The sequence below is a fragment of the Klebsiella pneumoniae subsp. pneumoniae HS11286 genome (genome assembly GCF_000240185.1).
Classification (GTDB): Bacteria; Pseudomonadota; Gammaproteobacteria; order Enterobacterales; family Enterobacteriaceae; genus Klebsiella; species Klebsiella pneumoniae.
In genome coordinates, this window is record NC_016845.1 from 3,248,011 (window position 1) to 3,269,073 (window position 21,063).

Below are 21,063 nucleotides of genomic sequence, written 5' to 3' on the forward strand. Positions count from 1 at the left end.
TTGCGGTTTTGTTGAATAAATCGAACTTTTGCTGAGTTGAAGGATCAGATCACGTATCTTCCCGACAACGCAGACCGTTCCGTGGCAAAGCAAAAGTTCAAAATCACCAACTGGCCCACCTACAATAAAGCCCTCATCAACCGTGGCTCCATAACTTTCTGGCTGGATGATGAAGCTATTCAGGCCTGGTATGAGTCAGCAACACCTTCTTCACGAGGCAGACCTCAGCGCTATTCTGACCTTGCCATCACGACTGTGCTGGTCATTAAACGCGTATTCAGGCTGACCCTGCGCGCTGCGCAGGGCTTTATTGATTCCATTTTTTCTCTGATGAACGTTCCGCTACGCTGCCCGGATTACAGCTGTGTCAGCAGGCGGGCAAAGTCGGTTAATATCAGTTTCAAAACGCCCACCCGGGGTGAAATCGCACACCTGGTAATTGATTCCACCGGGCTGAAGGTCTTCGGTGAAGGCGAGTGGAAAGTCAAAAAGCATGGCCAGGAACGCCGTCGTATATGGCGTAAGCTGCATCTGGCAGTTGACAGTAAAACACATGAAATCATCTGCGCTGACCTGTCGCTGAACAACGTTACGGACTCAGAGGCCTTCCCCGGGTTAATCCGGCAAACCCACCGGAAAATCAGGTCAGCCGCCGCCGATGGAGCTTACGATACCCGGCTCTGTCACGATGAACTGCGGCGTAAGAAAATCAGCGCGCTTATCCCGCCCCGAAAAGGTGCGGGTTACTGGCCCGGTGAATATGCAGACCGTAACCGTGCAGTGGCTAATCAGCGAATGACCGGGAGTAATGCGCGGTGGAAATGGACAACAGATTACAACCGTCGCTCGATAGCGGAAACGGCGATGTACCGGGTAAAACAGCTGTTCGGGGGTTCACTGACGCTGCGTGACTACGATGGTCAGGTTGCGGAGGCTATGGCCCTGGTACGAGCGCTGAACAAAATGACGAAAGCAGGTATGCCTGAAAGCGTGCGTATTGCCTGAAAACACAACCCGCTACGGGGGAGACTTACCCGAAATCTGATTTATTCAACAAAGCCGTCTTTTGCCTGTTGCCAGGTAACACCAACAGAATAATCTCCTTTTTGCAAGGATGGATAATTTTTTAAAAAAATATGGATGGGCGCTTTTTTACCCCTGTTATTTGCAGATATTTATTATAATCATCGTTGGTAACTTTAAACTTTGATATCGAAAAATCACTTAATACAACTTTATGTAATACCTTATCATCCTGGTTTATGCTGAAAGGTAGTTTTTGACCGACTAATGGTCCAAAATCCCCCATTAAAAACTCGCCGCCCTGAACGGGAACCATGTTAGAGAGTGACTTAGCAACAAGCGCTTCAGACAGGGTTTCACGCTTGTCAGTACTCTTCTGGTCACACCCGAGCAGTAAACTGGCAGCAACAGAAGCAACTACGATTAATTTTCTCATCTTATCACCTAAGCCTTTGCATCAGGCAGTCATTGTCCCCGTCGGGTGCTGGTCGTCGATCATGGCAAGATATTCTGACATCAGGCTATCCGGGACAGGTTTAAACAGGCTGTCCAGCGGAATATTATATTCATTGAGCGTTCCGACTATAATATAGTATTACAGTCAAACGATATTATTTATTAATAACGCAACGAAATACAAAAAGAGGACTAACTCCAAACTTTTGATAATCATCACGCCCAGCAAATTTTGGCACAGGTTGTGACGATTGCCTGAATATAGTCAAGGCATACTGACGATCTCCGCCAACATACCCCCTTAAAACTTTTTCATTACCCTTAACTGGACCTTGAGGATCATAAACAGGGGAGTGGGAATAATAATCAGTTGAATACCAATCATTACTCCATTCGGCTCCACTTAGCCCCATATCGTATAAACCTAGCGGATTCGGAGGATATTTCCCAATTGGATAAATAGGAAAACCATAACCATCTGTGTATTCATCTAATTTCTTTTGTTCAGGTATATTAGAACCAAGCTCGAAATTTCCATTATTAGTCGCAAAAGGAAGATACTGCCCTCTTGACCTTGCCGCATATTCCCATTGTGCTTCTGTCGGTAAATCAATATTTTTATCGGACTCCTTACCTAGCCACTGACAATAATCTTTTGCCTGTTGCCAGGTCACACCAACAGAGTAATCACCTTTTTGCAAGGATGGGTACTCTTTTACCAGAATATTAATGGGAGGTTTTTTTATTCCTGTTATCTGCAGATATTTATTATAATCATCGTTGGTAACTTTAAACTTTGATATCGAAAAATCGCTTAATACAACCTTATGTAATACCTTATCATCCTGGTTTATGCTGAAAGGCAGTTTTTCACCGACTAATGGGCCAAAATCCCCCATTAAAAACTCGCCGCCCTGAACGGGAACCATGTTAGAGAGCGACTTAGCAACAAGCGCTTCAGACAAGGTTTCACGCTTGCCAGTACTTTTCTGGTCACACCCGAGCAGTAAACTGGCGGCAACAGAAGCAACTACGATTAATTTTCTCATCTTATCACCTAAGCCTTTGCATCAGGCAGTCATTGTCCCCGTCGGGTGCTGGTCGTCGATCATGGCAAGATATTCTGACATCAGGCTATCCGGGACAGGTTTTAATAGTCTCTCCGGTTTATTGGAACATTCATTCAACGTTGTTGCTCCGGTTAAAATGATATATGTCACCACCAAACGACATTATTTATTGATGACGCAACGGAAAACATACTGCGGACCAACACCATATTTTTCATAATCATCGTCTTTATTGATCTTTGGAACTGGCAAATCTGATTGTCTGAACACGGTTAAAGCGTATTGTCTGTCACCGCCAACATTCCCGCGCAGGACTTTTTCGGTCCCCTTTACGGGTCCCTGAGGATCGTTTACCGGAGAATGAGAGTAATAATCTGACGCATACCAGTCATTGGTCCATTCTGAGCCACTAAGTCCCATATCATACAGACCCAGGGGGTTTGGGGGATATTTCCCCACTGGATAAATAGGAATACCTGCTCCATCAGTATATTCACTCAGCTCATCCTGGCTGGGGATGTTTTTACCGGGCAGGAACTCACCATTATTCGTTGCAAACGGAATGTATTGCCCTCTGGATCTTGCTGCATATTCCCATTGCGCCTCTGTTGGTAAATCAAATTTTTTACCAGACTCCTTACCTAACCACTGACAATAGTCTTTTGCCTGTTGCCAGGTGATGCCAACAGAATAATCACCTTTTTGCAATGATGGGTAATCTTTTAGCAGAATATTAATGGGTGGTTTTTTTACTCCTGTTATCCGCAGATATTTATTATAATCATCATTGGTGACTTTGTATTTTGATATTGAAAAATCGCTTAATACAACCTTATGTAATACCTTGTCATCCTGGTTTATGCTGAAAGGCAGTTTTTCACCGACTAACGGTCCAAAATCGCCCATTAAAAACTCACCGCCCTGAACGGGAATCATGTTAGAGAGCGACTTACCCACAAGCTCTTTAGCCGCTTTTTCACTCCTGGCAGCATTTCCCTGATCGCACCCGACCAGTAAGCATACAGTAACTGAAATAGCTATAATGTTATTTTCCATTTCAATGCCTCAGTAATTTAATCAAGCAATCATTGTATTAGTTGGATGCTGCTCGTCAACCATGGCAAGATATTCTGACATCAGGATGTCTGGAATAGGTCTAAATGGTTCATCCGGGCCAACGGAAACCGGAAGGTTATTATGCAATAAGGTGAGCTTTTCGCCATAATTGGTATAGAAAAACAATTTTCGTTCTCCAATGCCTAAAAACTTAATCACATCTTTTTCATTCAGTTCTTTACTGCCTTTCTTCTCCCCTGGCGACAACGTCAAATGCTGCATGATATTGTTATAATCTGCCTGACTTTGTACCCACTTCAATGCCATAAACACCGCTTGTTTTCGTCTCTTTAAAGGACCGAGCTTCCAGCTGTTAACGGAAAAAAATCATTATTCTGATTTCGTGGATCAAGCCAGTCCGCCCAGTTCTGATCAATTAATGTGGCAATCACTGCCCCTTTTGTTTCCGGAGGGGTATATTTAAGCTGATCAGGATTAGACAAAATACTGTCCATCAAATTAACGCGTTTGTTTTCATCCTTAAGATCTGCTCTAATTTGTTGCAATATTACGACCATATTCTTAAGCATGGCCTCACCCACCTGTATCCCTTGCGCCGCCATAATAATAGGAATTGCACATAAAGATCGAAAGGCATCCCCTGCCATCATCTGCTCAAGCTTCTGATAATCCACATTCCTCTGCATATACATAAAGCTCTTCATAAAAGCCGCAAAGCTGCTGCCATCAACTTCAAAACCGACTTCCCCTTTGGCCCCCACTCCCCAACATAAAGCCGCTTTACAGTAAATACGAAAACGTCCCTGAATATAGGTGATATAAAAAACCCCACTTCCCCCAGCGCCTGCCTGCACCGTCATCCCCGCTTCCAGTTTGGCTATCGCGGCAAACTTCTTCTCTTTATTGACAATGGGTTTGTTATCTTTCTCGACACCTATAGCTACTGGCGTATCATCAGGATGCGGGTCAAACCACTCAATGGCACCACTGATATTACCTCCCGCCTGAGCACCAACAAAAACACCAATTTCACCTCCCCCCTGTGCTTCAGGTATCGTTGAGGTCTTTAAATTCACCTGCTGCTGTCCTGGCAACGGTGGAGCAGTCAGGGTTGCAGGACGGCCTTTAATGCCATAGCCCTTTCCCATTTCTCCACTCCAGTCTACTGTCACCCCTAATTCAATTGCAGCACTGGCACCAACGCTACCTGACAATACCAGTTTCATGGCAAAACGCAGCGCTCCCATATTACAGACACCATCCGGTGTCTGTGGCGTCACTTTTTTCGCCGGAAATAAAAGGCTGACACCTAACCTGTCCGGCAGGTACAGGGCCGTTTCGGCCTTCGCCTCCCCCATTGCAAAACTGGCATGACCTTCAATTTTGCCCTCCAGTTTTTTTCTGACGGATTATATTCCGCTGATGCACCCGCTCCATGGCTGTAGCGCATCAGTTGGGCCAGTGCGCTAATGTCAATATACTGATGGATTAGGAAATAGCCAGTTGGTTTTACTTTCATCCTCGAATGTCAGCGTCACTTCTTTAAGTTTTTTTCCAGATCATTAATAAACGCTAGATATATTCCCTCACGTTTCATATCTAATCTAGCAGTGCTATCGCCAACAGAATCATAAGGCTTAGTTTTATAAGGAATCAAACCTTGTTCAAAAATCGCTTGGTATGGTTTGCCTAATTGTTTCACCAATGTTTCGACGTCAATATTCATTTGCCACCAAGTCTTTTTTTCTCAAGTGCAGACTGAATTTCTTTCGCCCGTTCCACCGGAATAAATGTGATCCTGTTGACAAAAAGAACATTATTGTAAGAAAATGCCGCTGCAATATTTTGATTTGGAGTTGGTAAAATATATGTTTGCTCCACCCCGACATAGATAGTCATAATCACGTTGGCAGCAACGTAAGTAATCGGATGACCAAATCGGTTTCGTACCCATCTCTGTGTCATTACTGGTTCAAGACCAAATGGCAGCAAGTTAGGAAATAACCAGTCAGTTTTATTCTCATCCTCTAACCTTAAGGCCACTTCCTTAAGATTTTTATCTTGATTATTAAAAAACGATAAAAACACCCCCTCTCGTTTCATATCTAATCTATAAATATCATCACTAACCGTAACACTTGGTTTTGTTTCGTAGGGGACTAATCCTTGCTTATAAATATCCTGATAAGGTTTACCTAATTGTTTCACAAGTGTTTCAACATCAATACTCATTTGATAAATACACCACACGTCCCGACATCCGGCTAAATACTATCTTCATTGCGCAAGGAAATGGTCCAACTGTGAGCGAACCATTACCCACCCAACCGTTTTTTCTCTAACGCGGCTTGTATTTCTTTGGCTCGCTCAATTGAATAAAATGTGACTTTTTGTACAAAAGAATCTTTGTTATAGGTAAATGCGGCAGCGATATATTGATGAGGGGCCGGCAAAGTATAAAATTCCTTCACACCAACATAAATAGTCATGATTATCTGCGCATCAGTGTAAATCATTGGATGGCCAAGTTTGTCCCTTACCCATTTCTGGGTTATTACAGGTTCAAGACCAAATGGCAGCGGATTAGGAAATAACCAATCCGTTTTATTTTCATCTTCTAACCGCAAAGTCACTTCTTCAAGATTTTTTTCCCGGTTATTGATAAAAGATAAAAATATTCCTTCTCGCCTCATAGTCAACCTGGCAATATCATCACTAACAGTACCCGTTGGTTTTGTTTTGTAGGGAATTAAACCTTGATCATAAATATCCTGATAAGGTTTACCTAATTGCTTCACAAGTGTTTCGACATCAATACTCATTTGATAAATACACCACACGTCCCGACATCCGGCTAAATACTATCTTCATGGAGCAAGGAAATGGTCCAACCATGACCGGACCATTAAGGATCCATTAACTCTCTAATCGTTTTTTCTCCAGTACTGCCTGAATCTCTTTGGCCCGTTCCAGTGGGTAAAAAGTCACGGTTTCTACAAATAAATCTTTGTTATAGGTAAACACGGCAGCGATATATTGATGAGGAGCAGGCAGAGCATAGACCTCTTTCACCCCCATATAAATAGTCATGATGATTTCCACATCAGCATAAATCATGGGCAACCCAAAGCGCTCTCTAACCCACAATTGGGTCATCACCGGTTCCATACCAAATGGCATCGGATTGGGGAATACCCAGTCTGTTTTGCCTTTATCTTCTAACCTTAATGTAATTTCAGTAAGATTTTTCTCAGAATTATTGGTGAAAACCAAAAGAATTCCTTCTCGTTTCATATCTAATTCAGCTTCATCTTCATCTTCATCTTCATCTTCATCTTCATCTTCATCTTCATCTTCATCTTCATCTTCATCTTCATCTTCATCTTCATCTTCATCTTCATCTTCATCAATAGGACCGTAAGGCTTTGTTTTATAAGGAATCAACCCGTGACTGTAAATTTCATGATAAGGCTTACCCAGTTGTTTTACCAGTTTTTCGACGTCAATGATCATTTGCCACCAAGTCGTTTTTTCTCAAGTGCAGACTGGATTTCTTTCGCCTGTTCAACCGGAATAAATGTGATCCTGTTAACAAAAAAATCTTTATTGTAAGAAAATGCCGCTGCAATATTTTGATTCGGAGTCGGTAAAATATATGTTTCCTCCACCCCGACATAAATAGTCATAATCACGCAGGCATCAACGTAAGTAATCGGATGACCAAATCGGTCTCGTACCCATCGCTGTGTCATTACTGGTTCAAGACCAAATGGTAGCAAGTTAGGAAATAACCAGTCAGTTTTATTCTCATCCTCTAACCTTAAGGTCACCTCCTTAAGATTTTTATCTTGATTATTAAAAAATGATAAAAATACCCCCTCTCGTTTCATATCTAATCTATAAATGTCATCACTAACCGTACCACTTGGTTTTGTTTTGTAGGGGATCAATCCTTGCTCATAAATATCCAGATACGATTTCCCAAGGTTCTTTATCAACTTCTCAACATTCAAGCTCATTTAATATAACCCCGCTTTCCGGTTTAACTCATGTAGTTTGGCCCTGATCTCTTCAATTTTTTCATCACTTACACCATATTCATTCCTAAGGCACTCAGCATTGGCATCCCAGTTAGCATCAACTGCAGCTTCTAAATTACTGGCATCTAGAACTTTTTGAGTGACTAATCCTCCGTCTTGTGTTCTAAATTTACTATTGTTTTTCCCACCATAGGTTTCACTACATTGCCGGTGTACTTCTATCGGTATAGCGACAGCAGCCACTCTGTCAGTCATTTGTTCTATAATGTCATCTTTCAGGTTTGGATATGTCCCTTTCAAATATATCCTAACAGCTTCCTTTGAAGGAATATGATCCACTTCATATAGGCCCTGCCTTGAACGACCTTCAAAATTTCCGTAATAGTCAACCTCTAAATCTCTAACTGAAGCTTTCTGAAAATAAACATAGATTGCCGGGACACCCCCCATCGGGTCAACAATAATAAAGTCATTGAAATCCCGGTCTTCGATGGGCAATGTTTCAATATTTGGTCCCTGTTCCTCCGGGATCGGCGTTCCCGGTACGGGCGGTAACGATGCCGGGGCCGGGTTAGGCAATCCCCAGACGCTCCGCGGTTCCGGAATGGGTGTAGGCGGTGTGGTAGAGCCGCCAGCGCTCCCGTCATGAACAGTCGTCTGGCTGGCTCCCCACTCAAATCGCCCCTGCCCAGCAGACCGGGACCAGACAAATGTTCCTTTAATTGAAGGATCTTCAAAACCCCATGTCTCTTTATCCAGCTGTTTTGCAAACCGCACCCGGACCCGATCCAGCCCGCTTTTTTCCCCCACCTCATAGCTGCGGGAAACCAGTTCCCCTGACTCAGGATCTTCTTCAATACGAAAGCGTACCCTCGTGCGCACTGTGCCGTTTTGTCGGGCTATTTCCCGGAGTTCATATTCCGGGACATAATCCCCCTGAATGACCGTTGAGTTTACACGGGTAAAAGCGCCCACCATCATCTGGCCATGGATCAGATTCTGATAGAGCTGGTCGCCACGTATATTTTGTAGCGTTTCCGTCTCACCTTCATTCAGTGACGGAGAATAGAAGATAGCCAGCAGAGCAACGGTGAGAGGATTAGGCGCAGCCAGCACCCGTGCGCCCGCGACGCCTTCTCCGACACCTGCCGCAGTCCCCGCCCCTAATGAAAGCGAATTTCCCAGCGTTGTGGCTGTTGGCCCTGCATAATAACCACTCATTGAGGCAGCCAGCGCCATTGATTCAAAAAACACCTGTGCGGGTTTACGTTCAACAACCGGCTCTTTTCCGGCTGATGATGTTTTTCCCTCTCCGGTTCCCAGTATTTGTGTCATCCCGGCTTTCTCCTGTCCATGGCTCACAGTAGCTCTATTTTTATTGATTCAGGCAATGCGGTATAAACGCTGGCCGTTTTCCCATCAGCATCTGCCCGGCCTTCGAATACCTGGCCTTTTTCAGTGGTGATGCGGTAACGGGCAAACGGAACAATTTCACCGGTCTTCTGATCTTTGACAGTAAAACGCTCTTCGAACCCTTTAGGCAATTCCAGCGGAGGCACCCGAAAATCCGCCTTACCCATTTTCTGCACATTGGCCGATTTCAGCAGAATATTCCCCGGGCAGCCCAGCTCGATATTGCCACCACTTAGCCTGATATACGCTCCCGCACAGTTCACCACCAGTTCCTTCGCCGCCGTGATTTCCACCCGGCCTTCCACGCTGGTAACTGTGATATCCTTTTTCGCCGTCGCCTCCAGCGCATCATCCTGCGCCTGGATTTCCATCTTTCCCTTCGCCGCAAACAGCTTCATCCCCGCCTTTCGCGCCAGCAGGCTGACGGCTTCTCCCGCCGCCACCGTAAAACGTTTCAGCGCACTGATGTCCGTATTCTGCTGTGACACAATCCCCACGCTGGCGCTACCCGAAGACAACCGTACCGCCTGCGGACTGCTGATGCTCACGCCCTGCGGCGCATTCAGCACTATCCCCGGCTGCGCCAGCTCTTTCAGCGCATCGTTCAGCGTCTGCTGGTTGCCGGTATCCGATGGCAGGGCCTGAGCCGATTCCGCTGCCGACGCCAGGCTTTTCGCAATACCCAGGGCATTTTCAAGCTGCGCAATCGCCTCCTCCATTGCCAGCATCCTGTCGCCTGCCGAAGGCTGTTTATCCGCACTGATAAACACTCCCGCACCGCCCCGGATGCTCACCCATTTATCCGTACGCAGTTCCGCACCCTCGCCCCGCAACTCCCTTTGCGCATTCACGTTATGCCCCAGGTTCAGCTGCGTCTTGCCGCCGTACTCGGTGCTGAGCTTGATATGCTCCTCGCCGCGCTTGTCCTCCATTCGCAGCTTATTATTGGCCGGAGTACGAATCACATTGCGGGTGCTGTTTTTCTCCGTCACAGGGTCGACATGCCGCGAGTCATGCAGCGCATGCGCAATATACGGCCGGTCGGGATCGCCTTCGTGGAAAGCAATCGCCACCTCCGTGCCCTGGATCAGCGGGAAGTGAAAGCCGTACACGTCGCCGCCGTAGGGTTTGGCGAGACGCACCGGCATGCTTTCCTGACCCTGCCCTTTATCCTCTCTGTCAGCGTCAAATTTCACCCGGTACAGGCCGGACGCATCTTGCCAGGCATAGATATCATTCGCCTTCGCGCTGGTCACCCGCGCCGTCATGGTGCCAGTCACCTTCGGGCGCGGCAGCAGCGGCGGACGCCAGCACAATGTTTCGCTGTAGGGCACCGCCAGCAGGGACACCCGCAGCGCCTCCCGGCGGCTGGCGGTAAAACCGGTGCCGGTGATTAACAGCGGATCCTGTACGGGCGCAGGCAGGGTCGACGGCAGGCTGTCGGTAACGGTCAGCACCTGGGCCGGCGCCAGCCAGGCTGCAGTACTGATCGCGGTAATAAGCGTCTGGTGAGCCAGAAAACGCTCATGGTCGAGGCGGGCATAGAAGTTGGCGGTCTCCGTCTGCGGGTCGATTTTATCGCCACGCTCCCGGTGGCGAAGCTTATAGTGGTATACCTCACCGTAAGTGATGCCTTCACCATTTCCCCGGGTCATATCCGCTGTTGCCGACTGGAGAACGCTCTGCGCATCGCGGGGGTTATAATCCCGGGTAGTAACGTTCGCCTCTACGACGTTGTGGGTGATGCTCAGACCCCATATCGATTCCGCACCGCTGTCGCTCATCCCCGACGGGCTGTTTACAGGGAGTGTCTTATCAAACGTCAGCGCCCGCTGCGCGTCGGCGAAGTGGACCACTTCGCTCTGCGCCTCTTCCTGCAGGGTGAAGAAATAAAATATCCCTACCTCTGCCAGCAGGCGCTGGATAAACGCCAGGTCGCTCTCCTGATACTGATTAATTTGCTCGCGCCGTGGATAGTGTTGCTTGAGATAAAACTCATACTCCCAGTCATGCAGGTGATGTTCCTGCAATACCTGCTCCACCACCTCCGGCACCGATTTATTCACGAAAAAACGGTGGCTGCGAAACTGTTTATCCAGTAAGGAGAGGAAGGGTTCGAGGGTTATCTGATATTTCGACTGATCTTCTGAACTGCTGATACGCCGGAAGGCAGTCACCACGCCATGGACGCGTTTGCAGTCCGCCAACTGCTGCAGTGCGCCGCCGCCCATCGTCAGCATGGCGGGTTTGCTCAGGAGCTGTGCGGCATCAATATTTTTCTCTGCGCTGGTAAACGTAATAGTGTAATAATAAAGTTCACTCAGTTTTTCTGCCCCACTGAATTCTTCCACATCCAGCGATGCGGTACATGAAGGAATATCCAGCTGGTAACGGTTAAGGGTGGTGCCGGTAATTATTGAAGAGGTATCCATTATATTCCTGTTTTACTCCGCTGTAATGACTATCAAAAATCAATTCACAGGACGCCCTGTTTAATTTTGTTTAATGACAATCATCTCATTCATCATAAATATATTTATGTGCATATCGATATATCAGATACCCCACCAGGAGTTTCGTAACTAAAAGGTAACCCCAGGGATATTTATATTCACTGACTGAGAAAATAAAAAAAGCAGCCAGAAACCGGAGCCTTCAACGTTTATCGCCGCCAGTATTTCTCTGGCACTGTCTTTAGCGCTATCCATACTGTTCTCCTTTATCCATCCCCTTTCCCGAGCTTCATCCCCGCAGAGGCTTCGCTTAGCCGACAAGATTGACTGGCTGCAGGCACGCTACCGCCCATCGCTGTTTCCTGTTTATCAGGGACCCGTAGCGCACAGGGTCAGGCAGGCAGATTGTTGTTCAACCTCCGCGATCGGGGTCGCTGATTACTCGGTTTCGCTTTTTAATCCGTTAGTCTCTGCTCCTGAGGTATTGGCCGTGCCCGGCGTCAGACAGGCGTCCTTCTGCGGGACCAGACTGATCTCCACCCGGCGATTTTGCGCCCGTCCCTCTGGCGTCTCGTTGCTGGCGACAGGACGGCTTGCGCCGTAGCCCTGCACCGCAAAACAGCTCTCCGGAACATCGCCGGTATCGCGCATCCAGTCGCGGACCGCCTCGGCACGCTTCAGGGAGAGTTGTTGATTGGATCTATCGTTGCCGATGCTGTCGGTATGGCCTGCCACCACGATCAGCCAGCCGGGTTTGGCCTTAATGCCCAGCAGCGAGTTCACCAGCAGCTTTGTCGAACCCGGTTTCAGCGCCGATTTGCCGGTATCGAACAGCGCCATGCTATCGAGGCGGATCGTCTGCGGCCCCTGCACAACCTGCTTAATGACCGGACGCGGCGGCGGGGGCGGCGCCCAGTCATTGATAGCGGCTTCAACGAAGGGGATCAGCCGCCCCCCCTGATACAGCCCCAGCCGATAACGCAGCGGCTCCCCCCGGCGCAACCAGTCATCCAGCAGGCGGCTGTCGGCACGCAGACGCTGCTGCGCCTGCAGCTTCGGCGTCGGCGGCGTGCCGCTGAGGCGGTGATACACCGCCAGATGATCGCCGACGCTGCGCACCAGGCGCTGGTTGTTGATAAAGGAAGCCAGCATCGCCAGCGCCAGAAAGAGGAAGCCCACCCCAGCGGCAAGACCGGCATCGCGCATCCGGCGGCTGACCCCGTGGCGGTGCGGCAGTGACGACAGAAGAAGATCCGGCAGCGGGTGAGGACCTGGCGCCGCGTCGTTGCCCGGGGAGAGCGTGGTGATCCCGGCGATTTGCTGTTGCCAGAGGTTATTCGCCACCGCCGCCACCGGCGTAAGGCAGATGCCCGCGGCACACAGGTTCAGCGGAGGAAGTTCTGCCTGCCGGGCGCGGAATGGCCGGAAAAGAGCGTTTTCGGCCAAGGTCAGAATGCTCTCCAGCCACAGCGTCTGATGCAGGCGTGAGGCAGGGCTGCCCTCCCGCTGCCACCCGGCAACCGCCTGGGGCGCTTGTCCCTTCTGCTGCACCTGGAGACCAGGCCTCTCCGGCGTGACGGTAAACCAGCGGCTTTCCACGGCCTGGCCGCCTGGCGGCGTCACCCAGAACACGCTCCACACCGGCGGCAGACCGTTTAGCCAGGTTCGGCACTGAACGATACTCCGCCGCCAGTCGCGCAGCGACTGCGCCAGATGCTCCCCGGAGGGGTGGTGCTCCGGTACCACCGCCAGCAGCACGGAAACCTGCGATACCAGTGCCGGACGCGCCGCCGCCAGGTACTGCGCCAGCCGCGGCAACTGCTCCGCGCTGTCTCCCCGTAGATACCAGCCGTGACGGGTTTCGCCGTGCGCCGAACGCCCGGGAAACAGACCGTCGGTATCCCCGCAGACCAGAACCACTGCCCCCTGAAAATCCTCGGGCGGCAGGACGATTTCCGATCGCTGACGGCTGACTGCCCGGCGACGCTGACGCCAGAGCGCCGCGCCGCCCGCCAGCAGGATGCACAGACTGAAGATCACCTGGTTGCCGATGGACAGCGGCCAGAAGCCCAGCACTAGCCACAGGGCCAGGATGACGGTCAGTATCGTAAGCAGACGACGAGCGTTATCACGCATCTCTTATCCCTGCCCTGCTATCTGCGCCACCATCTGTGACAGCATGGCGGAGCAGGTCAACCACAGCGCCGCCAGCGCCACAATGCCGGCCGCCCAGCCGCACCAGTACATCCGCCGTCCGCTGCGCAGCCGGGAGGCACGAACCACCACCGGCGCCTCCTGGGTCATGCTGAACGGCGGGACCCGCGCGCCAAGCGCTTGCGCCACGTCCTCACGCCGTTCGTCATCCTCGGCGCGGTACTGTCCGACAAACCCCAGTTGCAAAGTACGATAGAAACAAGTCAGCACTGCCGCATCCGCCGTGGGCTCTCGCAGCAGCTGGCGGATCCGTTCCCAGAGCTCTTCCCCGGCGTTGAGAGTGCTGAAAAAGCGCGCCTGCAGCGGATCCTTGCGCCACCTGCGGTAGCCATCATCCTGACTGGCGCGGTTGAGGACGCTCTCATCGAGCAGCGCGCAGTAGGCATAGAGCATCTGCTCAGCGCTGGCTTCACTGACTCCCCCCGCCGTCAGCGCCTCGCGCGCCTCGGTCACCCATCGACAGGCCTGGCGATAGAGCGCCTCGCCATCCGTCACCGGCTGGCCGCAGCGTAACTGGCTGACCATCAGCCAGCCCGGGTAAAAAGTTTTGTTGATCAGATCGCTTTCAGAGGTATTCATGAGCGCAGTACCGCAAAGAGTTCAAGTTTCACGTCGCCAAGCGATTCCGGGGTATAGAAGGTGCAGTTGCCGGCCTCCAGCATCGCGCGGGCGGCATCGGTGGAGAGATCCAGAGCGAAATATTGGTTTTCCAGACGTAGCGGAATGGCCGCCGGCACATGGCTCAGCGGTTTGATCGCGATGCCGCTGAGGGCAATATTGACGACCTCGGCGACATCATCATGGCTACCCGCCTTACAGAGCTGCGGAAAGCGGCTCTGTAGCTGGTGAGGGGGGAGTGAAGAGCGCACCGACAGATAAAAATCCGCCCCCTCGCGCAGCCGCGCATCGTGCAGCCTGCCCCGCCAGATCTCCCGGTCGGCGCCCTGCTCCAGAACGATGGCGATCACCCTTGAGGGCAGGCTGACTTCGAGCAGCGTATCCAGCAGGGCAAACAGCGGTGGGAATACCTGCTCTGGCGAGGCATGCCGGTAGCGGGGGATTGCTTCCAGATGATGTTCAAGGGAGAAAGTCAGCAGACTGCCGGCCAGCCTGGCCAGTTCGCGATAAAGCAGCTCCGGATGGCGCGAGGGATCCAGATGCAGCTCGCTGAGCACCGGTTCAGCGCTGTTCAGCGCGTTGAGCAGCCAGAACAGGGAAACATCCGCCACGGCAAAATCAGCCATCCGCGCATTGCTTTCACGACGCATGGCCATCAGGCGTCTGCGTCGGGCCTGCAGGCGATGTAACAGCTCGCCCAGCTCGCTGACCAGCGTCGGGCTTGCCGCCAGCGACAGCAGCGGCGGGATGAATTCCGGGTCAACGATCCACTGCCCCTGGGCGTCGCGCACCAGACGCGCTACCGGGCAGGTGAGGAAGGCTGCATTTTCCTCGGTGGAGAGACGCAGCGTTAGCGCGTGCCGCAGAACGGCCAGCTCGCTGCGTTCATGGCCGGCCAGCTCCTGGACGGTCACCTGCTCGGCGCGCCAGCGGCGCGGGCGGGCGCTCTCCTGGCCGTCATCAAGATTGCCGCCGCTGGCGCTGAGCAGCGGCAGAGCGAGCAGAACCTCCACGCTGTCCTGCATCACGTCCGATACATCGCGGACCGGTGGCAAAATATCCGCCAGCTCGGTGTCAATCAGCGTTCCGTCGGTGAAACGCACGATCAGCCGGGTAGCGTTGAGCCGGGAAAGGGTGAGCGCGCTCGCGTCAAACTCCGCGCGCAATACCCCCCACGGGTGGGCGAGCGCCATGCGGGAGACCGTATCGGCGACGTGCGCGTCCCAGCGGGCCTGTTGCTGAAACTGCTGCGGGACCAGAAAAGCCCCGTCGCGCCATAATGGGCGGAAAATCTTCATTGCACCTCCTGTGCCTTTCGCTTTCATTGGTCTGCAGACAGGACCAAATGCCCGGACGGATATCCCTCATCCGCCGTGTGTTCGGCTGGATTTATTACCTGCCGCTTCAGGGAAAGGAAATATCTCCCCTGCCCGCGAGAGTTTCGAAGTTAGATGGTATTTTTTAGTCAAGGGATGTTTATCATAAAGCGAAAGAGTCAGGGGGAGGTAACGCCTGGCCCTAAATAATATCTGAATTCAACCCAAGGTAGCTTTATTGCTCTCGGTCATCACATGTAGAAGGAATATTCCATAAGCGACCCTTTTATTATTTTCCTGTTGAATATTAATTAGCGAATTAATCCCTCCGTCAGGAATATTTATATTTACCTTAAATATAAATAATAATAAAAATATCACCGCAATCGATATCCCCTCAGTAGCGCTGAGTCCAGAGTCTCCCCCGGCAACTGCCAGATGCCCGGAGGAGCGCCCCGCCCCCACCCGGCCATTGCCAGGCGCTGCATTACCCCGTATTTTGGTTTCCCGCTCCGCTGTAGGCGGGTATCAGGGCGAACGAGAGAGAGAAAATGAAACCGCTATTTGTCTATGGGACGCTCTGTCCCGGTCGCAGCAATGCGCATATTCTGGAGGCGATCGGGGGCGAGTGGCGTCCCGGCTACGTCACCGGCACCTTTTACGCGCGCGGCTGGGGCGCAGCCGCCGATTTCCCGGGGATCGTCCTCGACGCTCACGGCCCACGGGTCAACGGCTATCTGTTCCTGTCCGATCGGCTGGCGGCGCACTGGCCCATGCTGGACGACTTTGAGGAAGGGTACGATCGGGTGCCGGTGGAAGTGACCACCGACGATGGACAGCAGATCAGCGCCTGGATTTATCAGCTTCAGCCCCGGGGGTAATCCCCCGCCGCGCTGCGCGGCATGGTACAGCAGCCCAGCGCGATCGCGAGTCTGGCGTCGTTTCTGCCAATGCAGGTATACTTGCCAGATGTTTCCTCAGTTTCAGACACGCAGATGACAAAACTCACCTTACAAGAGCAGATGCTCAAAGCCGGCCTGGTCAGCAGCAAAAAAATGGCTAAAGTCCAGAGAACGGCGAAAAAATCCCGCGTTCAGGCCCGTGAGGCCCGGGAAGCGGTGGAAGAAAATAAAAAAGCCCAGCTGGAGCGTGATAAACAGCTTAGCGAGCAGCAAAAGCAGGCGGTGCTGGCGAAAGAGTATAAAGCCCAGGTAAAGCAGCTGATCGAGATGAACCGCATTACGGTCGCCCGGGGCGATATCGGCTTTAACTTTACCGATAATAATCTGATCAAAAAAATCATGGTCGACAAGCCCACCCAGACCCAGCTGATCAACGGCCGTCTGGCGATTGCCCGCCTGGCGGTGGATAACAAGCCCGAAGGTGAATATGCGATTATTCCGGCGGTAGTGGCTGAGAAAATTGCCCAGCGCGACGCCAGCAGCATCGTGTTGCACAGCGCCCTGAGTCAGGATGAGCAGGATGAAGACGATCCGTACGCCGACTTTAAGGTGCCCGACGATCTGATGTGGTAACCCCGGGCTTTCCCGCCGCGGGCGATCAAAACGGGCTCGCCTGCTGGATATGCATCGGCTCATGGCTGACGGGGTGGACAAAGCGCAGTTCGCTGGCGTGCAGCATCAGCCGCGGAGCCTGTTCCGTGCCGGGCAGCTCCCGGCCACCGTACAGATCGCAGCCAAGGATCGGATAGCCCAGCAGCTGGCAGTGAATACGCAGCTGATGGGTCCGTCCGGTCTCCGGGGTGAGCGTCACCCGGGTTAACGCCAGCGCCCTCTCGCCTTCTCGCGCCTGATACAGGCGGTCTATGACCCGATAGCGCGAACGCGCCGGTTTGCCGTGGCGGGCGCAGAGCGCCATGCGCGGGAAACGGGCCGGATCTTTGGCGATTGCCGCCTCCACTATCCCCTCGTCTTCCGCCAGGTGGCCGCACAGCAGCGCCGTATAGACCTTGTCCACCGTGCGCTGGCTGAACTGCTGGCACAGCAAGGCGTTAATGCCCTTGTTGCGGGCGATCACCATCAGGCCGGAGGTGCCGAAGTCCAGGCGGTGCACCAGGGTGCAGCCCGGAAAGCGCTGTACCAGCCGATGATGCACGGAGTCGAGGTTGCGCGGATCTTTGCCCGACAGGCTCAGCAGCCCGGCGGGCTTATTGATCAGCAGCAGGTGTTCGTCCTGATACAAGAGGGTGATCTGTTCGCGACACGGCGGCGCGACAAAGGTATCGATAATGGTGGACATCAGGCGGCCCGAAGAAGGAGTGGCTGGCGATAGTACCTCATTTTGGCCGCCGGCACGATGCTGGCGCACAATCCGCCCTCGCGGCGGCGTCATTTATCACCCACACTTATCGCAAAGGCATGGCCTGTACAGGCAATGTGCTTTACACTGCGCGCTGCAAAATTTGTGTTAACCAACGAGTAATACGGTAATGGCGATGAACGGAACAATCACAACGTGGTTTAAAGATAAAGGTTTTGGATTTATCAAAGATGAAAACGGCGAAAATCGTTATTTTCACGTGATTAAGGTCGCCAATCCTGATCTTATCAAGAAAGACGCGGCGGTGACTTTCGAACCTACCACCAACAATAAAGGGCTGTCGGCCTACGCGGTGAAGGTCATTCCGGAAAGCAAATATATCTATATTGCCGGCGAGCGGTTGAAGCTGACCTCCATCAAATCCTATGTGGTGTACCGGGAAGAAGAGCCGGTCGAGACCCGCGTCGATAAAGAAAACGCCGTGCTGTCGGTCGGGCTGCTGATGAACAGCATCCGGCCAAAAGCCACGGTGCAGCCGGGAGAGATGCGCTCGGTGAAAAAGCTGGCGATCACCACCTTTCAGGGGACAACCCTGATCTTTTCGGAAGACGAAATCGATATCGATGCCACGGTAAAACTGCTTAAGGTGTAAGCCCTGGCGCGCGGTTTCCCGCGCGCCCGAAGTCCTGCCCGATATGCTACCCGCCATCGCCCCTCGCCGGACGGGGCGATGGCGCCAGAGAGCCGATAAGGATGCCGCCATGCCCGTAAATTTTGACTTCAACGATCTCTACGCCTTTCGCGCCCTGATGGAATATGGCAGTTTTCGGCTGGCGGCCGAATCCATCTGCCTGTCGCAGTCGGCCCTTAGCCGACGCATCGAAAAGCTGGAGACGGCGCTGGGCAACCGGCTGTTCGATCGCACCACCCGGCGGGTGACCCTCACGCTGTATGGACAAAATTTTGCCGAACGTTCGGAGCAGCTGCTGGCCCATGTCGAGACGGTGCTGGCGGATATCAGCCAGGTCAGCAAGGCGCGCACCGGGCTGGTGACGGTGGCGACAGTGCCTTCCGCCGCCTACTACTTTATGCCGGAAATCATCCGCAGCTTTCAGGCGCGTTATCCCCAGGTGCGCATCCGGTTGATTGACAGCAGCGTCGGGAATGTGATCGAGGCGGTCAGCAGCGGACAGGCTGACTTTGGCCTCTGCTTTGCCAAAAACCTGCCAGCCAGTATCGAATTCACCCCTCTTGCCGACGACCGCTATGTGGCCGCCTGTCGGCACGATCATCCGCTGGCGCGCAAGACGCACCTAAGCTGGCAGGCGTATTTTGAACAGGATTATATTGGCCTGGATCGGGTCTCCGGCAACCGGACGCTGCTTGACCGGGAGCTGGCGCATCTGACGCCGGCGCGGCCAAGTATCTGCGAAACCCGCCACGTCACCACGATGCTGGGGATGGTGGAAGCGGGCATCGGCATTGCCGCCGTGCCCGCGATGTCGATGCCCGCCGGGGAGCATTCCGTTCTCCGCGCTGTGCCGCTCACCGACCCGGTGGTCACGCGTACGGTAGGCCTGATCCGCCTCAGCGGCCGTATTCAGTCCTACGTGGCGGCAGAGCTGGAGAAGCTGATTATTGAACAGTATCCTTCTGGCTGACCGGCGCGGCGGCGGCTACGCTTCGCATACCGGTGGCGTGGATGGTCTCCTGCGCCGCCGGTGACGCCAGATACGTCAGCAGCGCCTTGCCTTCCTGCGGGTGGTCGGCGCTGATGGTCACCGCCCCGGCAAAGCGGGTGATGTACTGCAGGTTATCCGGCAGTTCGCCGACGAAGGTTACGCCGGGCACCGGCAGCAGTTCGCTCACCTGCTGAAAACCGATCGCATACCGTCCCTTGGCCACTTCCGAGGCCACCGGAATGCGCTCCACCATCTGCGCTTTACTCTGCATCGCGTCATCAATGCCCAGGGTGTGGAACAGCGTCGAGCTGACATAGCGTCCGCTGGCGCTGTCGGAGTACGCGACCGATGGCGCCGCCAGCAGCGTCGCCCGCAGCTGGTCTGCGTTGTGGATAGCCGGCAGCGGCGCCCCCGCCTTCACCACCACGCCGATCGGCGAGTCGGCCAGCTCCCGGCGCGAATCCGGTTGCGTACGGCCCGCTTTCTCGAGGCTGGTCAGCGCGTCCCCGACCATGATCACCACGTCCGCGTGTTCGCCGCGCGCCAGACGGTTAGGGATCGCCTGCGGCGTTTTTCCCATCGACGGGCCAGGGATCACCACGAGGTGGTTGCCGGTTTGTTTTTCCCACGCCGGGGCCAGCTTTTCCAGCGCCGCTTTGAAGCCGCCGGAGATCATCACGGTGACCTCAGCGGACAACGCGCTGCCGCCGGTGGCGGCCAGCAGCAGCGTGGCTAGCAGGGTTCCTGTCGTTTTACGCATCATCTTCTCCCTGATTAACGTGCCGTCTGCAGCGCAACGGCGCTACGGCGATAGAGGTAGCAAGTGGCCAGCAGGCCGCAGATGGCGGCAAAGCTCATCCAGTAGCCGGGAGACGCTTTATCACCGGTATACTCAATCAGCGCCGTGGAAATCACCGGCGTGAAGCCGCCAAACACCGCGGTCGCCAGGCTGTAGGCCAGCGAGAAACCTGCCACGCGCACTTCGGCGGGCATAATTTCGGTCAGCGCCGGGATCATCGCCCCGTTGTACATGCCGTAGATAAACGACAGCCACAGCAGCACGCTCAGCATCATCAAAAAGCTCGGGGCGTTCGCCAGCATGGTCAGCGCAGGCCAGGCGGTAGCCAGCGCCAGCAGGGTCATGGCGATCAGCACCGACCGGCGGCCAAAGCGGTCGGACAGCGCCCCGCCCACCGGCAGCCAGAAGAAGTTGGAAATCGCCACCAGCAGCGTGACCAGCAGGCTGTCAGAGGCACTGAGCATCAGCACCTTTTTACCAAAGGTCGGGGCATAGACGGTGATCAGGTAGAACGCGGTGGTGGTCATCGCCACCATCATCATCCCGGCGATAACCACCTGCCAGTTCGCCAGCAGGGTGGCGAATACCTGGCGCATCGCCAGATGATGGCGGCGGGCAGTAA

25 protein-coding genes and 1 other annotated feature (1 of these 26 only partly in view) are annotated in these 21,063 nt (G+C 53.1%); of the genes, 5 read left to right on the top strand and 20 right to left on the bottom strand.

Annotated features, from left to right (window positions below):
- The first annotated feature begins 36 nt into the window (after nucleotides 1-36).
- Entirely contained in the window at nucleotides 37-1,005 is a 969-nt protein-coding gene (locus tag KPHS_32610; RefSeq protein YP_005227561.1) for a transposase InsC for insertion sequence IS903, read from the top strand.
- 121 nt (nucleotides 1,006-1,126) lie between these two features.
- Here the strand turns inward: KPHS_32610 and KPHS_32620 are convergent, their stop codons facing one another.
- From KPHS_32620 to KPHS_32780, 17 genes are all read right to left on the bottom strand, one after another.
- Complete coding sequence (locus tag KPHS_32620) at nucleotides 1,127-1,339, bottom strand: SUMF1/EgtB/PvdO family nonheme iron enzyme (protein ID YP_005227562.1); 213 nt, start codon at nucleotides 1,337-1,339, stop codon at nucleotides 1,127-1,129.
- 295 nt (nucleotides 1,340-1,634) lie between these two features.
- Nucleotides 1,635-2,528: a sulfatase modifying factor 1 gene (locus KPHS_32630; protein ID YP_005227563.1), complete on the bottom strand. Its 894-nt coding sequence runs from the start codon at nucleotides 2,526-2,528 to the stop codon at nucleotides 1,635-1,637.
- Between the two features lie 21 nt (nucleotides 2,529-2,549).
- Nucleotides 2,550-2,666, bottom strand: coding sequence for a hypothetical protein (locus KPHS_32640; protein ID YP_005227564.1), 117 nt, complete (start codon nucleotides 2,664-2,666; stop codon nucleotides 2,550-2,552).
- A gap of 45 nt (nucleotides 2,667-2,711) precedes the next feature.
- Nucleotides 2,712-3,605: a sulfatase modifying factor 1 -like protein gene (locus KPHS_32650; RefSeq protein ID YP_005227565.1), complete on the bottom strand. Its 894-nt coding sequence runs from the start codon at nucleotides 3,603-3,605 to the stop codon at nucleotides 2,712-2,714.
- A 21-nt stretch (nucleotides 3,606-3,626) separates the two neighbouring features.
- A complete protein-coding gene (locus tag KPHS_32660) occupies nucleotides 3,627-3,938 on the bottom strand; it encodes a hypothetical protein (RefSeq protein ID YP_005227566.1) in 312 nt (103 codons plus the stop codon).
- Between the two features lie 17 nt (nucleotides 3,939-3,955).
- Entirely contained in the window at nucleotides 3,956-4,984 is a 1,029-nt protein-coding gene (locus KPHS_32670; protein YP_005227567.1) for a hypothetical protein, read from the bottom strand.
- A gap of 364 nt (nucleotides 4,985-5,348) precedes the next feature.
- A complete protein-coding gene (locus KPHS_32680) occupies nucleotides 5,349-5,876 on the bottom strand; it encodes a hypothetical protein (protein ID YP_005227568.1) in 528 nt (175 codons plus the stop codon).
- Nucleotides 5,877-5,941: 65 nt separating this feature from the next.
- On the bottom strand, nucleotides 5,942-6,466 hold the full coding sequence (locus KPHS_32690; protein ID YP_005227569.1) for a hypothetical protein: 525 nt from the start codon (nucleotides 6,464-6,466) through the stop codon (nucleotides 5,942-5,944).
- A gap of 76 nt (nucleotides 6,467-6,542) precedes the next feature.
- Nucleotides 6,543-7,139 (bottom strand): hypothetical protein, encoded by a 597-nt coding sequence (locus KPHS_32700; RefSeq protein ID YP_005227570.1) that lies wholly within the window; start codon nucleotides 7,137-7,139, stop codon nucleotides 6,543-6,545.
- Entirely contained in the window at nucleotides 7,136-7,645 is a 510-nt protein-coding gene (locus KPHS_32710) for a hypothetical protein (protein YP_005227571.1), read from the bottom strand. Before KPHS_32710 ends, KPHS_32700 begins: the two co-directional genes overlap by 4 nt.
- On the bottom strand, nucleotides 7,646-9,001 hold the full coding sequence (locus KPHS_32720; RefSeq protein ID YP_005227572.1) for an S-type pyocin domain-containing protein: 1,356 nt from the start codon (nucleotides 8,999-9,001) through the stop codon (nucleotides 7,646-7,648).
- A gap of 23 nt (nucleotides 9,002-9,024) precedes the next feature.
- Nucleotides 9,025-11,511: a type VI secretion system tip protein VgrG gene (locus KPHS_32730; RefSeq protein YP_005227573.1), complete on the bottom strand. Its 2,487-nt coding sequence runs from the start codon at nucleotides 11,509-11,511 to the stop codon at nucleotides 9,025-9,027.
- A 150-nt stretch (nucleotides 11,512-11,661) separates the two neighbouring features.
- Nucleotides 11,662-11,787 (bottom strand): hypothetical protein, encoded by a 126-nt coding sequence (locus KPHS_32740; protein YP_005227574.1) that lies wholly within the window; start codon nucleotides 11,785-11,787, stop codon nucleotides 11,662-11,664.
- 183 nt (nucleotides 11,788-11,970) lie between these two features.
- On the bottom strand, nucleotides 11,971-13,668 hold the full coding sequence (locus tag KPHS_32750; protein YP_005227575.1) for an OmpA family protein: 1,698 nt from the start codon (nucleotides 13,666-13,668) through the stop codon (nucleotides 11,971-11,973).
- A 3-nt stretch (nucleotides 13,669-13,671) separates the two neighbouring features.
- Nucleotides 13,672-14,325 carry a membrane protein gene (locus KPHS_32760; protein YP_005227576.1) on the bottom strand — a complete coding sequence of 218 codons (654 nt, stop codon included), beginning with the start codon at nucleotides 14,323-14,325 and terminating at the stop codon, nucleotides 13,672-13,674.
- Nucleotides 14,322-15,662 (bottom strand): type VI secretion system baseplate subunit TssK, encoded by a 1,341-nt coding sequence (locus KPHS_32770; protein YP_005227577.1) that lies wholly within the window; start codon nucleotides 15,660-15,662, stop codon nucleotides 14,322-14,324. The genes KPHS_32760 and KPHS_32770 overlap by 4 nt, the downstream gene beginning before the upstream one ends.
- Nucleotides 15,663-15,899: 237 nt before the next feature.
- Nucleotides 15,900-16,061, bottom strand: a complete 162-nt coding sequence (locus KPHS_32780) for a hypothetical protein (RefSeq protein ID YP_005227578.1) — start codon at nucleotides 16,059-16,061, stop codon at nucleotides 15,900-15,902.
- A 170-nt stretch (nucleotides 16,062-16,231) separates the two neighbouring features.
- Here KPHS_32780 and KPHS_32790 point away from each other — a divergent pair, with 170 nt between their 5' ends.
- Together KPHS_32790 and KPHS_32800 are read left to right on the top strand one after the other, a co-directional pair.
- Entirely contained in the window at nucleotides 16,232-16,561 is a 330-nt protein-coding gene (locus tag KPHS_32790) for a gamma-glutamylcyclotransferase (RefSeq protein YP_005227579.1), read from the top strand.
- A gap of 114 nt (nucleotides 16,562-16,675) precedes the next feature.
- Nucleotides 16,676-17,215 carry a putative nucleoprotein/polynucleotide-associated enzyme gene (locus KPHS_32800; RefSeq protein YP_005227580.1) on the top strand — a complete coding sequence of 180 codons (540 nt, stop codon included), beginning with the start codon at nucleotides 16,676-16,678 and terminating at the stop codon, nucleotides 17,213-17,215.
- Between the two features lie 25 nt (nucleotides 17,216-17,240).
- Here KPHS_32800 and KPHS_32810 read toward each other — a convergent pair whose 3' ends face one another.
- Nucleotides 17,241-18,032: a putative ribosomal large subunit pseudouridine synthase A gene (locus tag KPHS_32810; protein YP_005227581.1), complete on the bottom strand. Its 792-nt coding sequence runs from the start codon at nucleotides 18,030-18,032 to the stop codon at nucleotides 17,241-17,243.
- Between the two features lie 97 nt (nucleotides 18,033-18,129).
- On the opposite strand from KPHS_32810, the gene KPHS_32820 reads away from it, so the two are divergent.
- A complete protein-coding gene (locus KPHS_32820) occupies nucleotides 18,130-18,612 on the top strand; it encodes a cold shock protein E (RefSeq protein YP_005227582.1) in 483 nt (160 codons plus the stop codon).
- Nucleotides 18,613-18,721: 109 nt separating this feature from the next.
- Nucleotides 18,722-19,621 (top strand): LysR family transcriptional regulator, encoded by a 900-nt coding sequence (locus KPHS_32830; protein YP_005227583.1) that lies wholly within the window; start codon nucleotides 18,722-18,724, stop codon nucleotides 19,619-19,621.
- Here KPHS_32830 and KPHS_32840 read toward each other — a convergent pair.
- Nucleotides 19,596-20,405 (bottom strand): molybdate ABC transporter periplasmic substrate-binding protein, encoded by an 810-nt coding sequence (locus KPHS_32840; RefSeq protein ID YP_005227584.1) that lies wholly within the window; start codon nucleotides 20,403-20,405, stop codon nucleotides 19,596-19,598. The genes KPHS_32830 and KPHS_32840 overlap by 26 nt on opposite strands.
- An 11-nt stretch (nucleotides 20,406-20,416) precedes the next feature.
- Nucleotides 20,417-21,037, bottom strand: coding sequence for a major facilitator superfamily permease (locus KPHS_32850; RefSeq protein ID YP_005227585.1), 621 nt, complete (start codon nucleotides 21,035-21,037; stop codon nucleotides 20,417-20,419).
- Nucleotides 20,417-21,063, bottom strand: a sequence feature (potential frameshift: common BLAST hit: gi|152970829|ref|YP_001335938.1| major facilitator superfamily permease); it runs 747 nt beyond the window's last position. Its footprint overlaps the gene before it by 621 nt.